Consider the following 21,270-nt stretch of genomic DNA (forward strand, 5'->3'; position numbering starts at 1 on the left):
AAAGGGGAATACCAAGGCAGAAAAAGGCGACCATGGTGAGCGGTGTCGTTCGGAGGAGGCAGGGAAAGGTAAAAACCAGTCCCAGAAGCGTCGCCGTCAGTGCATATACCACCAGTTTAGGCACCGCTCATCCTTTCTGCTTCGGGGTGTGAATTGGACCGTGACAATCAGGGCAGCGAAGCTCGTTGCTCCGGATCTGGTCCATGATCTCAGAATGCGCCGGATTATCCTTAAAATTTGCTGCTTCGCCGTGACACTGCAGGCAATTTTTGTTGGGAAACGGCTTATACAGCTTAATGGGCAGATGCATGCCAATCCCGGTGTAGAAAGCGACTACGTGTCGCATGCCATCCAATTTCGCGTGGATTGGCCCCAAAAACGCGTAGTCGGCGTGGCAACGGTAGCATTGATCATTGAGAATAAACCGGTTCTTGTAATGCAGAGCGGCGAGTGCTTTGGAATGCGGGTCGGTCAGATCGGCGACCCAGGGAGTCATGGTGTGGCAGCTTGAGCAAAAACTCAAGGTTTCCGCTCTTTGGAATGAAAGATCGAACGTTGCCAGCGAAAGTAATGCTGGAGCCACTCCCAGAACTGCCAGCAACACCCACTTACCTTTTCCGCTCAGTTTGGGTTCCATTCGTCTGGTGGTCGTTTGGCCTGTTCTGAGTCCTGGGCAGAAGCCGGAGGAGGTCGGCCCGCCTCTTACTTCGCGTGCCTCTCATTTCTTGAGATTGCGAATGTATTTCACTAAATCTTGGATCTGCTGTGCGCTCAGCTTGTCGGAATAGGCCGGCATCTTCTTTTTTCCATTAGCAATCATGGCATTGAGCTCGGCATCGCTCTGCTTCTGCACGTCAGCCGACCGAAGGTCGCGTACCTCCAGTTTTTTTCCAGCGGGAGTTTCTCCGCTGCCATCCACGCCGTGACACGCCGCACATTTTGATTTGTAAAGATCCGCCACATCAGCTGCCATCGAGGGTAGCGATAGTCCCGTAAGTACAGCCGCGGAGATGACAACTGTAGCAAGTACCCTCATCTTTATGCCTCTGGTTTCGAGAAATCGTGGTCCCATCAAAATGAATACCGTGCTGAGATGGTCGCCAGGTTCGAATGAAATTTTCGCGGCAGTGTAGGCCCGACCAGCGACCTCTCATCATAATCATAGTAGTTCCAACCAACAATCCCGTCCACATGTCTCGCGAGATTGACTTCAACCCCAGCTAATGGACGGTGATAGTTGAAGCTCAAGGGTCCCACTGGCTGCAGTGGATCCAAGATCAGGGTGCTGCCATTCGTACTGACGATTCCATACCCCACATGGGTGGTTACACGTTTGACTGGTTGGAAGCGCACTGAAGCCGAACCGGAATGCGTTATGTTGTGATAAAAGCCGAAGGTTTGCAGCAGAGTAGCATCTTCCGGGCATGTGCTGCTTCCAGGCGGCACGAAAGTACCAATAAAGCAGATATTCTCGTTTTGCGAGTAATTGTTGTAGTTGTAATCGAAGTCCAGTCCGAACCGCTCGTTCCGCCCATACATTGCGGTAAGTCCCAGATTCCGGTTGTGCCCGTTGAATTGGATCTCAGAAAGGGGATCACGCCGTTCTAGCAGGTTCAATGCCGCCCCAAGCGTGAGCCACGGCCGCGGTGTGTAATTGGCATTGGCGCGGTACTGCCGCTGATGCCGCGGGTCAATGCGTACCAAAATATTATCGGCTGACATGAAGTCGGCATCCAGACTGACCCGCAAGTTGTCGATTGGCCTCAACCACAGCCCGAATATCCCCGCATGCTCGTTGATTTCGGTCAGATCGTCACCCGACTTGAACACTCCTGTAAAGGTGCAGCTTCCGTCGGGGTTGAGTGGCAATCCCGCACACTGACCACGATTTGGACGAGAAGGGAAGAACACGTTCCCCAATGCCGTAGCTAAATCCGAGTGATGCACCAGCCGATGGCGGAATCGGTAACCTACACGCGCTCCTACACGCGCCGAGAAGTCGTACTCCACGTCGAATTCATTTACTTTCTCGTTCTGCCCCAGAAACCGATTGAACAGCTCGGAAACTATGTCCGGGCCGGAACTGGAAGTGTGCGTAGGCTTCTTATCCGGAAATACCGCCGGCGTGGCCAGAAGGGAGGTGCCAAAAGAATCATTTTGTAACAATGCAAACGCGCCCGGAATCCGGAAATTATTAAACCGAAATGTGTCGGAGATGTGGAACTTCTCAGTCACCCGGAAAGTTGCGCCGCTCTCCACGGTCGTTGTAATTGACCTGGAACTGCTGCTGGACTTGCTAATTGACTGCCGCAAGTTAGTGCGACTTTCGCGTCCATTGAACATTTCCAACAATGGCGAATTCAGGTCCGACCAGCTGTACCCCACCCGCCCTACCAGATCCAAACGTGGAATGGCTCTCGTGACAAAGCTCAACTGGCTGCTAGGGGCCGTGGCTCGCGCCCGCTGGACGCGACTGTAGCCGAAATATCCATTACACCGTGGAAATACAAAGCCGCCCACTAAGGGCGTGGCGCAGGGCTGCCCGGCTCTTGTGTTCCACGGTAGTCCCAATTCCACCGGGGAGCCGTTCGGCAGCGGGAAGGTGGCGAAGGGCGCCAGACCGCGATCGCGGTCGTCCCGCGAATACTGTAGGAATTGGTCAAAACTGAGGCTGCTCTTGCGATCTTCTGTTTTCACCGTTCCGCCGAAGCGGTAAGAATCTGACGAAACGTCCCAAGGTTGATACAGAAGTGCATCGGTGCCGGTATGCAGACTGCTGAAAGATGGTCCGGAGACACCCGTGCGCCAGTAGCCAAAACGAAATGTAACCCGGGATTGTGGCAGTACGGTCAGGTCCACATTTCCCATTTTGCGGACGGTGTAGAAGCTGTGTGGCGATTGATTGACGGTGATGCCTAAATTCAATCCCGGAGGGTTTAGCGGATTCGCAAAAAGATCGTAATCGAAATAATTCTGGTCGCGGCGGAAACTCGCATTCACGTCATACCACTTGAACTTTGAAGCTCGCAGCCGGGCTGCATCGTTGGGATCCCCACCCCAGCCGAAACTGCTGACACTTAAACTGTCGAATAGCGCTCCCGTGTGCTCGAGTGAGCGCATGGACAGGCTCTGTTCGAAAATTCGTGGCCCGCTTTGAAGATTGACGAAGGTGTTATAGACAGCGTCGCTTCCGCTGGTATCCGTAAAGCGATAGCCCATCTCGATGGATTGCTGGACCCGATAGTTGCCGGACTCTATGCCCTCGTTTTCCGCAGCCGTGCTTGCCTGCGGCGCAGTTTTTGGGGATGAGGATGACTGTGCGCAGGCAACCGGGTTCAGAGCGCTCAATAGACAACAGGACAACGCAACCCGTAGCAGATGATCATGGTTCATGAATCGCCTCCTGCATCCTGCCTGGGAATCCACCCACCGTTGCCCGTCTATTTAAAAAAGAATTCATTAAAGTTCGACCCGTGAATTTGCGTGTGACACATGGTGCACGCCTGGTACTTCTGCGCCTGGTTGTGAAAACTTGGGGTCCCCGGGATTCCACTGTTCGCGATCGCTGAATGGCATTGCAGGCAGAGCAGGTTGACCTGGCTTACGCGCAGCATTCTTGGATTAGTGGAGCCATGCGGGGTGTGGCAACTTTCGCATCTCTCCGTCTTGACCGGCACGTGCTCGAATGCGAAGGGCCCCTGCTTCTCCACGTGGCAATTTACGCAAACTTGCTGCTGCGTCCGGGCGCTTCGCAATTGCTTGTCGCCGAAAGTTCCGTGCGGGTTATGGCAGTCGCTGCACTCGATCAAATGCTGGTCCACGCGGTGCCGGAAGGGCTTGGAAAAATCCGCCTTTGCGGGAGAGTGGCAGCCATAACACAACCCCGGTTGCGCCTTGCTCAATAGGAATTGGGGGGTGTTTGCGTGGTGGGGTGAATGGCAGCTCAGGCAACCGACATCGTTCTTAGCATGCGATGAGCGTTCGAAGTTAATGTGCTCTAGAGATCCGCTCTGGTGGCAACTCAGGCACCTTTTGTCAGCCTCTGCGGTGGAAAGTTTGGGAAAGCGGATGATCTTGCTGACGTCGCCGCCGCTTTCTGCGTGCGCCGCACCCGGGCCATGACAGGTCTCGCAGGAATGGGCTTCGCCGCCGCCCTTCAGCTTGAGCACGCTCTCAGAGTGTGGCGTGCCGTGGATGGATTTAAATTCCTCTTCGTGGCAGGTCTTGCAGGTGTCCGCGCCCACATAAGCGGAAGAGCTTGCAGGTCCATTGCCGGCTGCTTGCGACTGTGATTTCTCCCCGAGAAGCGTCCCCGCCCAGGCCAAGCTGGCCAGTGTCAGAGTTGAAATCGCCGCCCGCCTGAGTAGCTTCATCGTCGCCTCCACCTCGGGGATGCGTTTGTGAAACTGGGGCCCAGCCGGTGCGCACAACTTTGCCGGCAACTAAAAAGTTGGATTCGGTACAACCAAGATAATCGGCGTGCAACCCGAAAGCTCTAAAATTCGTATTTGGGATAACATTTGATCGCAGACGCTTCCGCGTTTAGAAGCGTTCCCGAAACGATCCCTGCCGCCAATTACCCGACCTCCAACGCCTTTCAGAGTATGCGAAGGGCGAAAGATTACGTTGTGACGGACATCACCATGGCTGGTGACATGTCCCGCCGCTCAATCCGGGCTCAGAAAATTGAGCTTACTTTACGATTCGCGCCACGTGGATGGTGTCAGAAGCCACGCTTCGGGCCGCACAGCAGTCGCCCGGAGGAATGGGTGTTCCGTGCGGGCAAGCGCGAGGGTGTCCAAGGAAAGTACAGATTCTGTCGGTGGCTTCCGGCGAGAGAATGTGCTCGAACTTGCAGGCCTGCTCTTCAATTTCCGCCTGGTTGTCCATTCCCAGGCTCTCGGTGAATAGCAGCTCCGCCAGGCGATGTCGCCGTATGACGTCCTGAGCGCGCTGCCTGCCACGCGGTGTAAAGGCGATCACCATGGCGCCGTCGCCCGCCGTCTGCGACACGTGACCCAGCGCATCATGGCAGGGATTGATCACCGCTTTGTGGCCGTGCACAATCGGCGGATGCGGCGAAGTTACCACCAGTCCCAGTTCAACCATCTTTTCCAGCGCGATCGTCACCGGAACCCCGCCATGAACTTCGAGCAACCCCAGTTCCGCCTGCTCGCCGTGCTCTTCAATCACCCAGATCTCTTCCAGCACTTCATCGAACTGCTCTTCATCGGACATGGCGAGAGACTCGGTTGCAATACGCCCATGATGCAATTCAACCCTGCGGTCGGCGAGACTCGCCACCATCGAGTCATGGGTGACCATGATGATGGTGCGGCCCTGCTTGTGCAGCTCACGCAGCAAGCGTAGGACGATTTCTTCATTCTGCGCGTCCAGGTTCCCAGTTGGCTCATCCGCAAGGATGATCTTGGGATCATTGATCAAGGCGCGCGCGATGCATACCCGCTGCTGCTCGCCACCCGAAAGTTGCGCGGGAAGGTGCCGCGACCTGTCCTTCAGCCCCACCCGCTCTAGCGCCGCCAGCGCTTCCTGCTCGTCAGTCATGCTATGGAAGTATTGCGCCAGCATGATGTTTTCGACGGCCGTCAGGTAGGGAATCAGATGATATTGCTGGAAGATGAAACCAATCTTTTCCGCGCGGACGCGGTTCAATTCTGCTCCGCTCATCGCGGCCACGTTTTGCCCATCCAGCCAGATCTCTCCCGAGGTGGGACGATCAAGACAGCCGATCAGGTTGACCAGCGTGGATTTCCCAGACCCCGAAGGCCCCATGATCGCCAGCCATTCGCCCGGTGGCACCAGCAGGGTTACGTCGTCCAAAGCGCGGATCTCGCCGCTGGCATCGGCGGTCGCCGGATAGACCCTGCTCACTTTTTGCAGACGAATCATTACTTAAGCTGCCCCAATTACTCTCCTCTCAGGATAGCGGCAGGCTGTACCCGTCGCAATAGCACCAGCGGCAATTGGGCGGAGAGAAGCGCCACAGCGATGCTTCCTGCGAACACAACAGGAAGGACGGCGAACCGGGGCATAATGTCGGCATGAAAGTTGGCGCGGCCGATCCATTCAGCAACCCCGACTCCAATCACAAATCCCAGCAGCGCTCCCACTGCCCCCAATGACACTGCTTCGGTTGCGAAGAAGCCACCTACCAGCCGTTCGGAAGCTCCGAGCGCCTTCATGACGGCGAAATCGCGCCGACGATCCAGCACCCACGCGGTCAGCGTGGCCACTAGACAGAGGGCCGCGGTAATGATGATCAGAATCGCCGATGCCAGCAGCGCCGACCGAGTCTTCCCCAGCACCCGGCCTTCCGCCTCTACAATCTGCCGTACCGGACGTACCTCCACCTCGGGCGCCGCCTGGGCGATTCTGGCAATCGTGGCGTTTACTTCGGCTGCGCTCCCGTTTGCGGCTACCTCAACGACCGAGGGCTCAACTCCTGTCCAAGCCACAAAATCAGGCAGCGCCACATATATACGGCTGTCTTCCGCGGCGCCGGTTTGCAAAGTTCCCACCGGATTCAGCCGGGTGCTCCGGCCCTGGAACTTCAATTCAAAAGCATGGTCCTGTGCGCTGACGACCGCTGCTGCGCGATTTCCCACCAGGGCATCGCCACTCAATTTTGGCCAGGCTGTAACCGACCACCAACTGTCCAGCTGCTGCACGGAACTCATGTCTGTTCCCGCCACCACGATTGGCGATCCGTTGCTGGTGCTCGCCACCACGTATGCGAACGGTACTGCAATGCCACGCCCATCGAGCGCCTTTTGAACCCTGCTCAACGTGCTCGGCGGCAGGGCTTGTCCTTGCTTTGCCACCACCACGATGTTCGCACCGTATCTGCGAAATTCTATTCCCAGCTTCGCCTGCACATCCTGGTACACGGTGAGCATGGCCGTTGCTGCCGCGGCCGCTACCACTACTGCCAGGAGTGCCGAAAGCGCTCTCCCGCGCCGCACCAATGCCCCACGGAGTAACATGCGCACAAACATCTTGGAGCGCGGTTGCAATCCCGTGCGTACGCGCGATCCGGTCATGCGTCGCCTCGCAGCACGATTGCCGGATCAACCCGCACCGCGCGGCGAACTGCGATTGCGCTTCCGCCGAATGTCACCAGCGCGGCAATGGCCAGAATGACAGGCAAGAGAACCGGTTGGACTGAGATTTGCGATCCAAAGATGCTGCGGCCAATTTCACGCGCCAGAATGCCGCCAGAGAAGAAGCCCACGCCCCCTCCCAGCAGCGCCAGCAAGGCCGCTTCAGCAAAGAACAGGGCCGCCACGGACCGGTGCGCCGCGCCCAAAGCCTTCATCAACCCAACTTCGCTGCGGCGTTCAAACAGCGCGGTAGCCATGGCCGCGGAAACTGCCAGCCCCGACGCCAGCAACGCCGCCAAGGTAACCAGCAGCATCAGTCCCTTGATGCGAGCCAATACCGTACCTTCGGTTTGCGCTACCTGGCGGATTTGCTCCACGTGCGAATGGGGGATCGCTTCGCCGAGTTGATAGGCGATTGAACGCGCGTATGGGGAGCAATACCAGCGATCGAAAGTGGGACCGGCGAGGGTTCTTGGATCGCGGCGGGCAAATGCGTCTTCTGGCTTGGTCAATGCACTGACATAGACCCGCCGCACTGCTCCAGGGTGACCGATGATCTCCTGCGCCATGGCGAGTGGCGCCACAATCTGTTCATCCTCTGCGCCTCCGCTTGAAAGCACGCCAGCAACACGGGTGTTGCTTCCATTTATATCGACCGTCCCACCCGCGCTGACTGCGACCCGCTCCGCCAGGCGCTCGCCGAGGAGCACGTCGTGAGAATTGTCATCCGGCCAGGCGCCATTGACTCTCCACCAGGAATTGGTCTTGGTCACCCCCGAGGTGAAGGTATCTTGCCCATACTTGAGTTGCTTGTTGAAATAAGTTCCCAGCAGCTCGACATCCTGCTCATGACCCGTGGCTTTGAGTTTTACGCGCACCGGCAGCAGGGGCGCAAAACCCAGAATATTATTTCGCCAGAACGTTCCTTTGATTTTGGGGAGGTCTGCTTCGCTGAGAAAAGCTCCATCGCTGGGCGGCTTGAGGTTGACCCCGCCGATTTCCACATCCAGGGTGTCCGCCTGCGGAGTAATGACCAGGTTGGCGCCATAGCCGCGCAGCTCGCGGTTGATTTTGTCTCCGATGTCAGTGGCCACTGCAATGATGGCCGTCGCCACCGAGACCCCCAGCGCAATGGCGACTCCGGCGAGCAATTTGCGGCGCTGCTGCCGCCGAAAGGATTCGAAAAGGAGCCGACCGAACACGTTATTTCAGGAAATGGCGAGCGCCGGCTGCCACCTCTGACTCCTGGATCACCACCCTGTCGGCAGTCACCGTGGCCTTGAGCGGGATGGGATTGCAGCCTCCTGGCTGGCCGACAGTCTGCGGATTAACCGGCGCCGCGCAGTTCTTGCAGACTATCCCGTGCGGACCTTTGGTGAAGCCCACGCCGCCGCAAATCTCGCAGGCGTCCAACACGGTCGCGACATTGCCGTCAGGTTTGCGATACAGCCAGAAACGTACAGGCACACCATTCTCTGTCGCCACGTAGCGGTGCAGATCGCCGTCGGCAAGTTGCGCGAGCGGAATGCGCGCTTCACCATTCGCGAAAGTAACCTCGGTGGCAGGCGAGAGGGAAGTGGTGCTCTTGGCGTAAATGAATTCCGCTGTCACCAGCATGATGAAAAGAAAAGAACTGGTGTACACGGAAACCATCCATAGCCGTTCGCGCCGCGCGCTCCACATGGCCTTGCGCCGCTCGGCTCCTGAAACAGCAGCCGGCACCGGCGCGCGCCGCTGCACTTCGAAGAGCACCATCAGCGCCGCCAGAGCCAGAATGGTTACGAAGAAGAAAACATCGTTGCGCACGATCGGCCCGATCAGCGCCATTTCACGCTTGCTCGAGGGCAGCACGCCATTCTCCGAAAGCTCGTGTAGTCCGGAGATCACCAGTTGCAGCGCTACAAAGAACAGGATCACGCTGGTGACGCGGAAAAACTTGCCCAGGTTGATGCGAACTGAACCCTTCACGAACATCACGTAGAAGACCACGGCCATCGCCACACCCAGCAGGGTTCCGATGACGCTCATCAGCTCGGTTGAATTCAGCGTGACCGCGGAAAGAATAAGGACCGTTTCAACCCCCTCGCGCAAAACCATCAGGAAGACAAACAGGAACAATCCTACTTGCGAGCCCCGGTCTGCGAGCAGACCAACTTTTCCTTCGATCTTGCCTTTTAGGCTGCGGGCGGTCTTCATCATGAAGATCACCATGGTTACCACGAAGAACGCAGCCACCAGCATGACCCAACCTTCAAAAATGTCCTGGTTGAGGTTAAAGCGGGAGACAATCACCGCTGCGCCGATGCTGCCCACAACGGCTGAAGCTAAAGCGGCGTAGACCACCCGGCGCAACTCCGGCCGGTTGATTTTGGCGAGGTAGGCGACTGTGATGCCAACAATAAGCGCCGCCTCCACTCCCTCACGCAGCGTAATTATGAAGGCGTCTATCACAACATTGGCTCCAAGCCCTTACCGGCGATTTTGAAAATGAATTTCATTTTCAACTAGATACAGGATACCCTTGGGCGGAGCGGAACGTCAACGCGCTTACAGCGAAGTGCGCCCACGCGCGGTCGCTGTTTACCCGAAATCCGCATTCATCCTGCGCAAAAAAGCCTCGAACATCCAGTCGCACCCCATCCGCTTCTAAGCTGTTGCGGGTTGGAGTGCGGCCTTTGGTCAAAATCAGAATCGCACGCTCGGCGGAGGAGATGGATTCCTTCCGTCCTCTCTGGGAGCGTCTTGAGAAATCCAACTCCTGCACTTTATTCCAAAGCTTCGCCTGGAACCGGCTGGTCGCAAGCAGGTTTCCCGCTCGCGAAGACCCCTACGTAGTGTGCGCGGAAAGCGATTCCGGCGCCGCCATCATTCCGGCCGCCATTGCCGACTACGGGCTCACGCTGCTCGGCGAAGCCCTTTTTGATTATCGTGACGTGCTCCATTTAGGTGATCCCGAAGTGCTGCGGCGTGCTTGGCAGGAGTTAGCCCGATTGCGCCTGCCCCTGTTCTTCACCGCGCTTCGTGGCGCGACCAGGCGCAGCCCCTGGGACGATCTCCGGCCCCAGCCATTCGTCAATGCGCCTTGCGTGCTGCTCAGCGATGTGGGAAATGCAGAGCAGTTCGCGGCCAATCACAACCGTCTGGGCCGGTGTCGCCGTCGGCTGGAGCGGCAAGGTGTCCATTTCTCTCGTCAGAACGCACCCTCGCCAGAGAGCTTGCGGCACGTTTATCAGCTAAAAGCTGACCAGCTTCCTGGCAGCCTCTTCCGCGATCCGGCGCGCCTCAGCTTCATCACTGCGGCGGCGAATCTGGACCCGACGAGTTGCGATCTTTACACTCTACGTCGCGATGAGTGCCTTGTGGCCGCTCTGGTTACCTTCCGCGATGGACCGACCCGCCGTTTCTACACCATCTACTACGATCACCAGTGGGCCCACTTCTCGCCCGGTGTAGTGCTGTTATTCGAGGCTACTCGTCAGTCGCTGGCCGAGGGCCTGGACTGTGATTACATGACGGGCGAACAACCCCACAAAGCTCGCCTAGCCACCTCAACCGTGCCTCTCTTCCGAGTCGAGGCCACCTGCGAAAGCCTCGCCATGTTTAGCGGCCTTGAAGAGCAGCCGGTCCCCGAGCTGGCAGCCTGAGGGCGGATTCTTCTCAAAGACGCTTCAGAAACTCCTTGGCTTGCTCCAGGTGAGGGAACATCTTCTCTTCGGCCTGAAATTCCGCGGAATGCACACAGCGCCGGCTTCCGCGCAATTTGACGGGATGCTTCAAGTGCAGCATCTCGTGATACAGAATGTACTCCACCGCATGTCGCGGGACCCGGGCATGGTCGAAGACGCGACTGATCACAATGGTGTTGTGCGCCGGATCGTAGTGCCCCAGGCTGTTGCGCGCGTGATCGCGGCTCCAGGTGAGTTGCGGACGTGCCATCAGTCCGTAGAAGTAACGCCGGTTCAGCTCTTCGAAGATCTCATCCAGGTCATAAACATGCCCGCGGGCGGAGTGAATCTGCTTGCGCCCGCGCAGCTGCCGCAGCAAATTCGCCTTCTTGCTGATTTCGTGACTTGAAATGTATTTCCGGTAACGGGTGGCGTGTGCCCGCTCAATCGGCTTGCGATACATCTTCGCCAGGAGAATATGCGCAATCGCCCGTACAACCGCCTCCGGAGCGCCTTCCAACAGGTCAGAAAGTCGCACCAGCAGCCTGTCCCTGCGCAGCCGGATGGTGTTATTGATGTTGGCGAACGCGAAGAACTCCACCACGATTTCCGGCATCGGCGCCCGCGGACGCAGATCACGGTAGCTTTCCTGGAAAATTAAGAGGAGCTTATCGGACAACTGTCTGAGTTCCTATTTGTGATACGTGAGGCTCCCGACTATTCTACTCGGACTAGAACTGGCCACTGCCCACTGAAGTTACTTCTTCTTCTTTGGCGCTGCATTCTGTTCTTCTAAGAGTTTGCGATGCTCCACGGAGCCATCGTTCACGCTATCAATTGCACTGGTTAACACGAATTCATCTTCCTTCCCCTCGTCCGGGGTAGAACTCTCCTTGAGTTTGTGGAGACGGGCGCGGAATTCAGCATCGCCTTGGATCACGTCCTTCAGTGGTTTTCTGAGGTCGGCGCTCTGTTCGCGATACATATCCAGGTTGTCGCCCAGTTCGTCGTAAATGACCACAAAATCCTGCAGCAGATCGTGCACCTGGGTTGTCTTATCGCCAGCGCTTGTCTTGGTGTCGGCACGTGCCCGATCTATGGCGTCCAAGCGGGCGCGGGCAAACTTCAAGATCAGCTTGAGGCGCTTCTCAGGCTCTTGAGTGGCCTCGCGCATCTCGTCCACTTCCGCGGGATTCAGCGGGTCCCGTTGTTGCGCCCACGCCGGAACTATCGCCAACAACATCACCAGAATAGGCCCGCGCAATCGTTCAAGTGACACTTTCATGATTTAATCCTTGCAAAGTCAGTCCTTGCAAACTCAGTTCTTGGAGAACATGCTCATCAACAGTTCGGTCCTGATGTGTTCCAAACGTTCCACGGCCTGCTGCATCTGGGGCCGGTCTTCGATGTCCAAGGTAGGAGTGATGTCCCGCAGCCGTTTGGACAACTTCCGCACTTCAATTTCCGTGTCCTTCATGTGTTTGCGGGATTTCAGGGAAGCGTCGCCTGCCTGCTGCGCGTAAGAGACTACCTCTTCCACGAGCGTCTTGCCCTCAGAAAATTTGCCGGCAGAAAATGCCTTGTCCGCTGCCTCAAGTTGCCGCTTGGCTATGGTCAGGCAAATCTTGGGCTGGTCCGCTACGGTGGCCGACTTCAATTTCGCCTTGAGGTCATCCAAGCTCTCGTCGCGCGCCCAGGCCGTCGTCACCGAGGCAAGCACCAGCGCTACTGCAACGAGCCCTTGGGCCGGCACTTTCATTTCGCTGCCGACTTTCTCTTGGGGGCTGATTGTCCTTTAGGATCAATGGCGATCAGCCGGTGCCTTGCCTGCCATTCCTGCTCCGGGTTCTTGCCATCCGAAAGCGCCAGAAACTGACGATAGTTTTCCGCGGCTGGTTTGAACATTTTCAAATGGTCCAGCGTGGTGGCGCGAAGAAAATAGGTTCCGGGATTCTCCGGAAGAAAACGGGCGCGTGCATCCAGGGCCTTCAGCGCCAGCTCGTAATTCTTGTTTTCCGCCGCCGTGACTGCAAGGTCCCCGTAAGCAGCAGAGAAGTCCGGCTTGAGTTTCAATGTCGCTAGCAATTCAGGCTCAGCATCGACGTATTTATATTGGCGAATCAAAGCCGATGCCAAACCAAAATGCAGAGCCGGATCATCACCGTGTCTTTGCAGGAGAGAACGGTACAGCGCCTCGGCTTTCTCATACTTGGCCGCATTTTCGTAAGCAGACGCGAGCTCGCGCGCCGCATCAGCGTCGTCGGGCGTTATGGCAATGCCTTGCTCGAGTTCCGAAATTGATTCCTCGTGCTTGCCTTGTGCCTCAAGCACATGGCCCAACTGGATGTGAGCTTGTCCGTCTTTTCGCTGCGTCACCAAATAGCGGCGCAGAGCTTCTTCCGCCTCCGGCAGGCGTCTTGACTTTATGTAAACGTTTACTAATCCCGCTAAAGGCTCTGCGGCATTGGGGGATAATAAGGCCGCCTGCTTGTATTCTCGCTCTGCGCCTCCGAAGTCGTTCTGCCGTTCTAACACCGCGCCCGCAGAAAGATGTGGCTCCGGATCTTTGGGCTGAGCCTTAGCCGCTTCGAGATACGCCTCTACGGCTTCGCGGGGCTTGGTGGATTCAATCACCTTGCCCAGCGAGAGCCAGGCCCGCTCCATTTCACGTTCCGGCTGCGCGGAGGGCTTCAACTGAGTGGCGTTACGCAAATACTGCTCGGCCTCTGGATTGTTGGCCTTGATCAGCGACAGGCCCAGGTTCAAATTCGACTCAAATACATCCGGCTTTGCGCCTACCGATTTGCGATAGGCCGCGATCGCCTCCTGGTTCCGGTTGGTAGCGGTGTAGACATATCCCAAGTCAAACCAGGCACGATAGTTGCCGGCGTCACGCTCCACTACTTGCTTCAGCAGCGGCTCGGCTCCGGAATAGTCGTTCTTATCCAGGGCAGCTTCCGCCTGTACCAATTCCGGAGGATTGGCCGCGCTCTCCGCCGCTACTCGATGCCTTCGCACCGTCCTGCCGGTGTTCTGCGCTATAGCTCCCGCTTCCGCGAGCAGCATCCCCGCCGCCAGATACAGCACGAACTGTTTACCTGCGCCCATTTCCGCCAGAGACGCTACTCCCGTTTAGAACGCGCGCCAGCCACTTTCCGGTGTATGACTTGGAGTTCTTGACGATGGTCTCCGGTGTTCCCACGGCGACCAGTTCGCCGCCTCGGTCCCCGCCCTCCGGCCCCAGGTCAATCACCCAGTCGGCTGTTTTAATCACATCCAGGTTATGTTCGATGACCAGCACCGAACCGCCGGCATCAATCAGGCGACGGAACGCAGCTAAAAGCTTGCTTACGTCATCGAAGTGCAAGCCTGTCGTCGGTTCGTCAAAAATGTAGAGCACGCGGTGCCGCTTGCGGCTGCTTTCAGGCATCGAGCGCAGCAGCGTGCGCGGCTGCAGGTGCGCCGCCAGCTTCATGCGCTGGGCCTCGCCTCCGGAGAGCGTAGTCGCCGATTGTCCGAGCCGCAGATATCCCAGCCCGACCTCTTCCAGCACGCGCAACTTTTCCGTGATCTTCGGCACGGTGGCGAAAAATTGCAGCGCTTCTTTGACCGTGAGGTTCAGCACCTCATGAATATTCTTGCCGCGATATCGGATATCCAGTACCTGCGGTTTGTAGCGCGTGCCCTTGCATTCTTCGCAGACCAGTTCTACGTCGGCCAGGAACTGCATCTCTACCGTGACCGTACCATCGCCTTCGCAGGTATCGCATCGCCCGCCGGGGATATTGAACGAAAAATGGCCCGCGCTGAAGCCTCGTTTTTTCGATTCCGGCAGAGAAGCGAACAAGTCGCGAATAGCGTCGAAGGCCTTGATGTACGTTACCGGATTCGACCGCGGCGTGCGGCCGATCGGCGACTGATCCACCAGCACCACGTCGTCAATGAACTCGGCCCCTTCTACCCTTTCCACACTGCCGACCTCAGGACCGCTGCCATTGCCGGTCTTCTTTGCGGCCGCCAGCGCCCGGTACAGCACATCGTGCACCAGGGTTGACTTGCCGGAGCCTGAGACTCCGGTCACGGCCACAACCATCCCCAGCGGGATGGTGACGTCGAGGTTCTTCAAATTGTGGGCCCGCGCCCCCCGAATTTTGATCTGCTGCGGCCCCGGTTTGCGGCGCACATTCGGCAACTGGATTCGCAGCTCGCCGCCCAAATAGCGCCCGGTAAGCGAATGCGACATGCGCCTGATCTGATCATAGGTTCCGCTGGCCACGACTTTGCCGCCGTGCTCGCCTGCTCCTGGCCCCAGATCCAGAATGGTGTCGGAGGCGCGCATGATCTCGGGATCGTGCTCCACCACCAAAATTGTGTTTCCCAGGTCCCGAAGACTCTGCAGTATATGAATCAGCCGGTGCGTATCACGGCTGTGTAGCCCAATTGAAGGCTCGTCGAGCACGTACAGTGTTCCCACCAGACGCGAGCCGAGCGAGGTCGCCAGCTGAATTCGCTGCGCCTCGCCTCCCGAGAGCGTGGACGACAGCCGGTCGAGGGTTAAATACTCGAGCCCGACATCGTTCAGGAAGCGCAATCGCTCCCTTAGCTCTTCCAGTATTTTGTCGGCAATCTCGCTTTCCTGTCGGCTCAGCTCCAACCCAGAGAAAAATCGGGTCGCTGCTTCCACGGTCATACTGCAAACTTCGCAGATGTTTTTCCCTGCAATCCGCACCTGGCGCGCCTCTGGCCGCAGCCGTGCCCCGCCGCAGGTCGCGCAGGTTGAATATCCGCGATACCGGCTCAAGAACACCCGTACGTGCAGCTTGTATTTCTTGCGTTCCAGGTGAGCAAAGAAGCCGCGAATGCCACCATAGCGTCCCTCGCCTTCGATCACTACCTGCTGCAGATCGGGGTCTAGGTGCTCCCAGGGGATATCCAGCGGAATGTCCCGCTGTTTGGCAAAGCGTTTTAGCTCGGTGAAGAGAGGCCGGTACTTCGGCTTGGTCCAGGGCTCAATCGCACCCTCGGCCAGGGTACGGCTCTTGTCAGGAATGACCAGGTCCAGATCGAAATCAATGGTGTTCCCGAAACCCTGGCAGCGGGGACATGCGCCGTAGGGGTTGTTGAACGAGAACAGCCGTGGCTCCGGCTCTTCGTAGCGCAGATTGCAACGCTTGCACTCAAACCGTTGCGCAAAGCGAAAGCGCTCAGACGGCTTATCATCGCGCGGCGCTGTTTCAAAGATGACTTCACCGGATTCCCGATAGCAGCTTTCAACCGCGTCCACAATTCGCGATCGTGCATCCGCCGAGACTGTCAGCCGGTCCGCCAAAATAAAGACTGGTTTGTTGAAATTAATCTCCAACAGCGACTCCGGCGTGGAGAACTCAAACACTTGCCCATCCTGATACAAGCGATTGAATCCACGCTTGCGCAGTTCAAATAACCGGGCCTTGAGCACATCGGCCTCAGCGGCGCTTTGCTCACGGGTGGCTTTGCGCCGGTGACGTTTTTCTGAAGTCTTTTCAGAGGAGGGAACTGGCGCCCGCGACTCCAATGGAAACAGCACATTCAGCCGTGTGCCTTCATCCAACCGCAGGATGGCCTCGGCGACCTCGTCAACGGTATCTTTCTTTACTTCGGCGCCGCATTGCAGACAATACGTCCGGCCGACGCGCGCAAACAGCAGCCGCAGGTAGTCGTAAATCTCCGTCGCCGTCGCGACCGTGGAACGGGGATTGCGCGTCGTGTTTTTCTGGCGGATAGCGACCGCCGGTGCGATGCCATCAATTACGTCGGCGTCAGGTTTCTCAATGCGCTCCAGGAACTGCCGCGCGTACGCCGAGAGCGACTCCACATAGCGCCGCTGGCCTTCGGCGTAAACGGTGTCAAAGGCGAGCGAGGATTTCCCTGAGCCGGAGACTCCGGTCACCACCGTTAGGGTGTTGTGCGGAATTTCAAAATCAATGTTCTTGAGGTTATGGACCCGGGCCCCACGAACAACAATGCTGTCGGTTGACATGCCTGAAGCAGCAGCGCTTGCGTGGAGGCGGAGTGCACCTCATCTAGTGCGATCAGGAGGGCTGCTGAATCTTTCTATTATAAATCGGCCGGGAGGTGGGCTCAAAGAACCTGCTTTTAGCCGCTGAGGATCTAATAGTTCTCCCTCTTAGTGTGAGCTTTCGCTTGCTCACCTCTGTAAGCCTTCCACGATTGGTCAATCACATACGCATGGATCGCATCCGCGTCTTCCACCGTCATTTTCGCGCTGGGAAATGCGAACTTGGGAGGATTCGCAAAACCCGGCATTCCCTGGTCCCAGTGGCTGCCGCCTAGCACAATGGGATACCAATCGCGGTGAACATCGGCGGGCGCATAGCGCAGGTCCGGCACCGCTCCGTTGAGCGTCCAGGCGCCGCTTCCGTCGGTTCCCGGCGAGTGACATCCATCACAAACGAATTTTCCATAAAGCATCTCGCCTTTGCGGATCACTTCTTTGCTCGCGGTTTGCGGCGGCGGTTTCGGCACCGGCGGAACGATATCAGCCGGGGTTGGGAAGGGCATGGTCGCGCCTAACTTAAAAGCCAGCAATCGCACCGGCCCACGCTTCGATTGCGGGGTCGCCATGGTGCTGGCCGGAGCGAACAGTCTCGATCCTGACCCCCATCCCACCGGAACCACCACGTACTGTTCACCCTTGACGGTAAAAGTCACGGGAATCGACTCGATCGCCGACCCCGTCTTGACCGACCAAACTTTTCTCCCGCTGTCGGCCGCATAAGCAGCGAATTCGCCGGTGCCTTGCCCTTGAAACACCAGATTGCCCGCCGTCGAGATCACCCCGCCGTTAGTCGCGATTTGTTCTTCTGCCGACCAGCGTGCAGACTGCCGCACCGGGTCCCAGGCCATGAGCCTGCCAACCAGGCCCTTCATGCTCTCACCCGATTCCACTGTTTTGGCTGTCGCTCCTCGATCGGTAGTCGGGACGTACACCAGCCCCGTCAGCGAGTTGTAGCTCATCGGCCACCAGTTGTGGACAGTCCATTGTTTTCCGCCGCCGGCCGATCGCGGGATTTCGACCGGACGCCCGGTCTTTAAATCAACCGACTTGGCCCAGGTCGTGTTCACCAGCGGCTTCGCCGAAATCAGCTTTCCGGTTTTCGCATCCAGTACGTAGAAGAAGCCGTTCTTCGGAACCGTCATGGCCACGTGCCGCTTCTCGCCGTTTATGACCAAATCGGCCAGCATGATGTGGTTGTTCTCTGTCTGCATGCCCGGAGCGCTGGTCTGAAAATGCCAGGCGTATTCACCCGTGTCCGCATTTACGGCAATGATGCAGCCCGCGAACAGCTTGTCCCCGCTCACCTTGATGCGTGACAGCTCGCCGTAATCCACTCCTGCGCCGGCCGTTCCGAAAATCACCAGATTGGTCTCGGCATCGTAAGTGATTGCATTCCAAACGTCACCGCCGCCGATCTTCCACCATTCGTCACCCGACCACGTCTTGGCGGCCATTTCGAGGGCTTTGTTCTCAAATCCTTTTGCAGGATCTCCGGGCACCGTCCAGAAGCGCCATGCTTCTTTTCCCGTCTCGGCGTCGTAGGCAGCCAGAGAGCCGCGCACGCCGTCATCTGAACCGTTGTAGCCCATCAAGACTTTGCCTTTGGCGATATGAGGCGCCCCCGTGATCCCGGTCTGTGTCGGATCGCAAACCGTCGCCTCCCACAATTGCTTTGCCGAAGCCGCATCTATGGCAATCAACCGGCAATCGCCCGTGCCGACAAAAACTTTGCCGTCCCACACCGCCACTCCGGCATTGACTCGCGCCGAGTAGGAACCGTTAATCGCTAAGTTCAATCGAATCTTGGGATCGAATCGCCACAGTAATTTTCCGGTCGCCGCATCCACCGCATCCACTCGGGAGAGTGGTTCGCTCATATAAATCACGCCATCTACGACGATCGGCTCTGCGACTACGCCCATTCCGCTGTCAATGTCCAGGACCCAGGCCAAACCCAATTTGCCAATATTTTTATCGGTGATCTCTTTCAGGGGACTGAAATGCTGCTCGTCGAAAGTGCGCCCGTTGATTAGCCAGTTGTTCCCCTCGGTGGTATCCGAAATCACTCTGGCCTCGTTCACATCGCCGGCTTTGGTGGCTGTGTCCGGCGACCAGCCCAAGAGGGCCGTCATTCCGATTGCAAGACACACAATTGTCAAGCTAACAATGTGCCATCTCTTCATGCTGGGTTACCTTTCCCAAGATGCCGAATTGTATGACATTGCGATGCGAAAGTAACTTAGTGTGTGAATCGCAGCAGCAGCTGATTGTCAGGCAAGAACTAAGAAGGAAATTGGTAGAAATTATTCGCCGGCGCGATCGCGCTTGCGCGCATACATAAATCCAGCGCCAACCAGAATGCTCATCATGCCCACGGGCGGGACCAGCAGCACGCCTACTCCTCTAGTAAGCGCGCGCTGACTCTTGGGGCTGGCGCCCAACGCCGACTGGTAACACATGGCGCAGCCCTGGCCAAACGCAGGCAACGTCCACAGCGCCCCAGCCAATACCAACCATAGTATGCGCAATCTCACAGGACTATCTTACTCCCAGATTCACAATCCGGTAGGCATCCGCAAAAAAGATGAACATCAACGTCAGGCACGCCACCAAGGCCACCATCATGATCCACTTCATCCGGGCGATCTCAAATTTCAGGTGCATGAAGTAGCCGATAATGAGCGCCGACTTCACCAGCGACAGCGCCATCAGCACTTCCAGCATGTGCAGCGGGGTGAACACCTGCTCGTAAGCAAGCACGACTTCGACGGCGGTCAAAACCAGCAGCACGCCCCAAACCACAAAGTACGGCATCTTGCTTTCGTCGTGCGCTGCTGCGATCGGTCTGGCGGCTACATGCATGATCTTCGGCTCCGTTTAAACAATCTTGGTGGACATCAGATACACCAGCGGAAAAATAAACATCCACACCAAATCTACAAAGTGCCAATATAATCCGGCGATCTCCACGTCGTGATCGTCATAGTCCTTCGGGTGCAGAAAGAGCACCAGCGCGCAGACCACAAAGGCCAGCAGTATCACGTGAACACCATAATGAAACACGCTGCCCGCCGGCGTCAGGAAGAAACCTAGCGCCCAAAGCACCAGCAGTATGGGCAAGAATTTCTTTCGTAAAGCGACTACGCCGAGGTAAATCACGCCAATGGTCACGTGCAGCATGTGCATTCCGGTCAGGGTGAAAAAAGTTCCCCCAAACTGTGGCACATTCGCTGCCCAGGGATTGTTAAAAGGAGTAAGACCCTCGTGAATCAGGTTGTTCCACTCCCGAGCGTGCAGCACCACGAACACGGCGCCGAAGAACATCGTCGCCAGGATCCACCTTGCCGTGCCTTTGCGGTCGCCCCGCTTTGCTGCCAGCACACCCAGCACCATGGTCAGCGAACTGGAGAGCAGGCACGCCGTCATGATGGTCGCGTTGGCGATGCTCTCCTTGCCGAATGGCGTCGGCCAGTTCGGAGTCGAGATGCGGCCATATGAATAGGCAAACAACAACGCGCCAAAGGTCAGGGAATCTGACAGCAAAAACAACCACATCCCGATTTTCTTTGAGTAGGTGCCAAACAGCGAAGGCTCGTAAACCCCACTTACTCCGTGTTGGACTACCGCATCGGCCATCTTGTCAGTCTCCTGATAACCACAAATGTGCAGCCCGCCATCCGCCTAGCGCGCAATTTGAATCAAGGCGAAGATGTAAATCCACAGCAGCGCCATAAAGTGCCAATACCGCGCGGTGGTGTCAATCACCACTCGGCGCGCTTCAATGGGTTTGTGCAGCCAGCCAGTGGCTTCCGAATAAAGCAACGCCAGCACCCCGCCCGCCAGGTGCATAGCATGCATCCCCGTCAACAGGTAAACGAACGAGCTACTCGGGCCGGTGGAAAGGAAGAAGCCGCGCGCCGCCAGTTCCCGCCATGCCAGTATTTGTCCCACCAGAAAGCCAATCCCTAGCACAAGCGTAATGGTCAGCCACGGTGCTGGCCTTCCATCGGCGGCAATTCCGGGCAGGGAAGTCACCGGCGCAAGCGCAGCTTGTGTAGCCGCCTGTCGTCGAGCTTTCTCCATGGTGAAGCTGCTCACCAACAGGATCACCGTATTGATCGCGAGGATGAGGGTGGGCAGGCTTACGGGAAACCAGTCATTCACGTAGCCGTTTGCATTCGGATCCCAGGAAGCCATTCCGGAGCGGACGATGTAGGCGCTGGTGAAGGCAACGAACAACATAATAATGGGCGCAATGCCCACTGCCAGTCCCAGTCGGTATCGACGGAGCCGCTCACCGTAATCGGGAAAGTTCTCGGCACTTCGCCCATGGCCATCGCCACCCGGATAGTGGGGTGTGCCCTCGCCGCCGCCGCCGCGGACCTTCGGCTGCTTGATCGTGAGTGTCGGAGTCAAGGTCGCCATA

The 21,270-nt window shown here is 57.4% G+C and carries 19 protein-coding genes; 1 reads left to right on the top strand and 18 read right to left on the bottom strand.

Going from position 1 to position 21,270, the window contains the following annotated elements:
• Positions 1–127: 127 nt before the first annotated feature.
• The 8 genes from VFA76_17500 to VFA76_17535 all read right to left on the bottom strand — a co-directional run bounded on the left by VFA76_17500 (position 128) and on the right by VFA76_17535 (position 9,572).
• Positions 128–637, bottom strand: coding sequence for a NapC/NirT family cytochrome c (locus tag VFA76_17500; GenBank protein HZR33644.1), 510 nt, complete (start codon positions 635–637; stop codon positions 128–130).
• 81 nt (positions 638–718) lie between these two features.
• A complete protein-coding gene (locus VFA76_17505; GenBank protein ID HZR33645.1) occupies positions 719–1,036 on the bottom strand; it encodes a cytochrome c in 318 nt (105 codons plus the stop codon).
• 35 nt (positions 1,037–1,071) lie between these two features.
• Positions 1,072–3,393, bottom strand: a complete 2,322-nt coding sequence (locus VFA76_17510; protein ID HZR33646.1) for a hypothetical protein — start codon at positions 3,391–3,393, stop codon at positions 1,072–1,074.
• A 47-nt stretch (positions 3,394–3,440) separates the two neighbouring features.
• Positions 3,441–4,373, bottom strand: coding sequence for a DmsE family decaheme c-type cytochrome (locus VFA76_17515; protein HZR33647.1), 933 nt, complete (start codon positions 4,371–4,373; stop codon positions 3,441–3,443).
• 319 nt (positions 4,374–4,692) lie between these two features.
• A complete protein-coding gene (locus VFA76_17520; protein ID HZR33648.1) occupies positions 4,693–5,910 on the bottom strand; it encodes an ATP-binding cassette domain-containing protein in 1,218 nt (405 codons plus the stop codon).
• Between the two features lie 17 nt (positions 5,911–5,927).
• Positions 5,928–7,061 carry an ABC transporter permease gene (locus VFA76_17525; protein HZR33649.1) on the bottom strand — a complete coding sequence of 378 codons (1,134 nt, stop codon included), beginning with the start codon at positions 7,059–7,061 and terminating at the stop codon, positions 5,928–5,930.
• Positions 7,058–8,323: an ABC transporter permease gene (locus VFA76_17530; GenBank protein HZR33650.1), complete on the bottom strand. Its 1,266-nt coding sequence runs from the start codon at positions 8,321–8,323 to the stop codon at positions 7,058–7,060. The genes VFA76_17525 and VFA76_17530 overlap by 4 nt, the downstream gene beginning before the upstream one ends.
• Position 8,324: 1 nt before the next feature.
• Positions 8,325–9,572, bottom strand: a complete 1,248-nt coding sequence (locus VFA76_17535; protein HZR33651.1) for a Fe-S-containing protein — start codon at positions 9,570–9,572, stop codon at positions 8,325–8,327.
• A gap of 224 nt (positions 9,573–9,796) precedes the next feature.
• Here VFA76_17535 and VFA76_17540 point away from each other — a divergent pair, with 224 nt between their 5' ends.
• Positions 9,797–10,765, top strand: coding sequence for a GNAT family N-acetyltransferase (locus VFA76_17540; GenBank protein ID HZR33652.1), 969 nt, complete (start codon positions 9,797–9,799; stop codon positions 10,763–10,765).
• A 13-nt stretch (positions 10,766–10,778) separates the two neighbouring features.
• Here the strand turns inward: VFA76_17540 and VFA76_17545 are convergent, their stop codons facing one another.
• The 10 genes from VFA76_17545 to VFA76_17590 all read right to left on the bottom strand — a co-directional run bounded on the left by VFA76_17545 (position 10,779) and on the right by VFA76_17590 (position 21,269).
• On the bottom strand, positions 10,779–11,465 hold the full coding sequence (locus tag VFA76_17545; protein HZR33653.1) for a SprT-like domain-containing protein: 687 nt from the start codon (positions 11,463–11,465) through the stop codon (positions 10,779–10,781).
• Positions 11,466–11,543: 78 nt separating this feature from the next.
• Positions 11,544–12,071, bottom strand: coding sequence for a hypothetical protein (locus VFA76_17550; GenBank protein HZR33654.1), 528 nt, complete (start codon positions 12,069–12,071; stop codon positions 11,544–11,546).
• A gap of 33 nt (positions 12,072–12,104) precedes the next feature.
• A complete protein-coding gene (locus VFA76_17555; GenBank protein HZR33655.1) occupies positions 12,105–12,545 on the bottom strand; it encodes a hypothetical protein in 441 nt (146 codons plus the stop codon).
• Complete coding sequence (locus tag VFA76_17560) at positions 12,542–13,894, bottom strand: tetratricopeptide repeat protein (protein ID HZR33656.1); 1,353 nt, start codon at positions 13,892–13,894, stop codon at positions 12,542–12,544. The genes VFA76_17555 and VFA76_17560 overlap by 4 nt, the downstream gene beginning before the upstream one ends.
• Entirely contained in the window at positions 13,881–16,805 is a 2,925-nt protein-coding gene (uvrA, locus tag VFA76_17565) for an excinuclease ABC subunit UvrA (GenBank protein HZR33657.1), read from the bottom strand. The genes VFA76_17560 and uvrA overlap by 14 nt, the downstream gene beginning before the upstream one ends.
• 131 nt (positions 16,806–16,936) lie before the next feature.
• Positions 16,937–18,976, bottom strand: a complete 2,040-nt coding sequence (locus tag VFA76_17570; protein HZR33658.1) for a PQQ-binding-like beta-propeller repeat protein — start codon at positions 18,974–18,976, stop codon at positions 16,937–16,939.
• 171 nt (positions 18,977–19,147) lie between these two features.
• Positions 19,148–19,378, bottom strand: a complete 231-nt coding sequence (locus VFA76_17575; GenBank protein ID HZR33659.1) for a hypothetical protein — start codon at positions 19,376–19,378, stop codon at positions 19,148–19,150.
• A 4-nt stretch (positions 19,379–19,382) separates the two neighbouring features.
• Positions 19,383–19,706, bottom strand: a complete 324-nt coding sequence (locus VFA76_17580; protein ID HZR33660.1) for a cytochrome C oxidase subunit IV family protein — start codon at positions 19,704–19,706, stop codon at positions 19,383–19,385.
• A gap of 15 nt (positions 19,707–19,721) precedes the next feature.
• Positions 19,722–20,480: a cytochrome c oxidase subunit 3 gene (locus tag VFA76_17585; GenBank protein HZR33661.1), complete on the bottom strand. Its 759-nt coding sequence runs from the start codon at positions 20,478–20,480 to the stop codon at positions 19,722–19,724.
• A gap of 45 nt (positions 20,481–20,525) precedes the next feature.
• Positions 20,526–21,269, bottom strand: coding sequence for a cytochrome c oxidase subunit 3 (locus VFA76_17590; protein ID HZR33662.1), 744 nt, complete (start codon positions 21,267–21,269; stop codon positions 20,526–20,528).
• Position 21,270: the final 1 nt, after the last annotated feature.

It is taken from the genome of Terriglobales bacterium, from assembly GCA_035651655.1.
GTDB lineage: Bacteria > Acidobacteriota > Terriglobia > Terriglobales > Acidobacteriaceae > DASRFG01.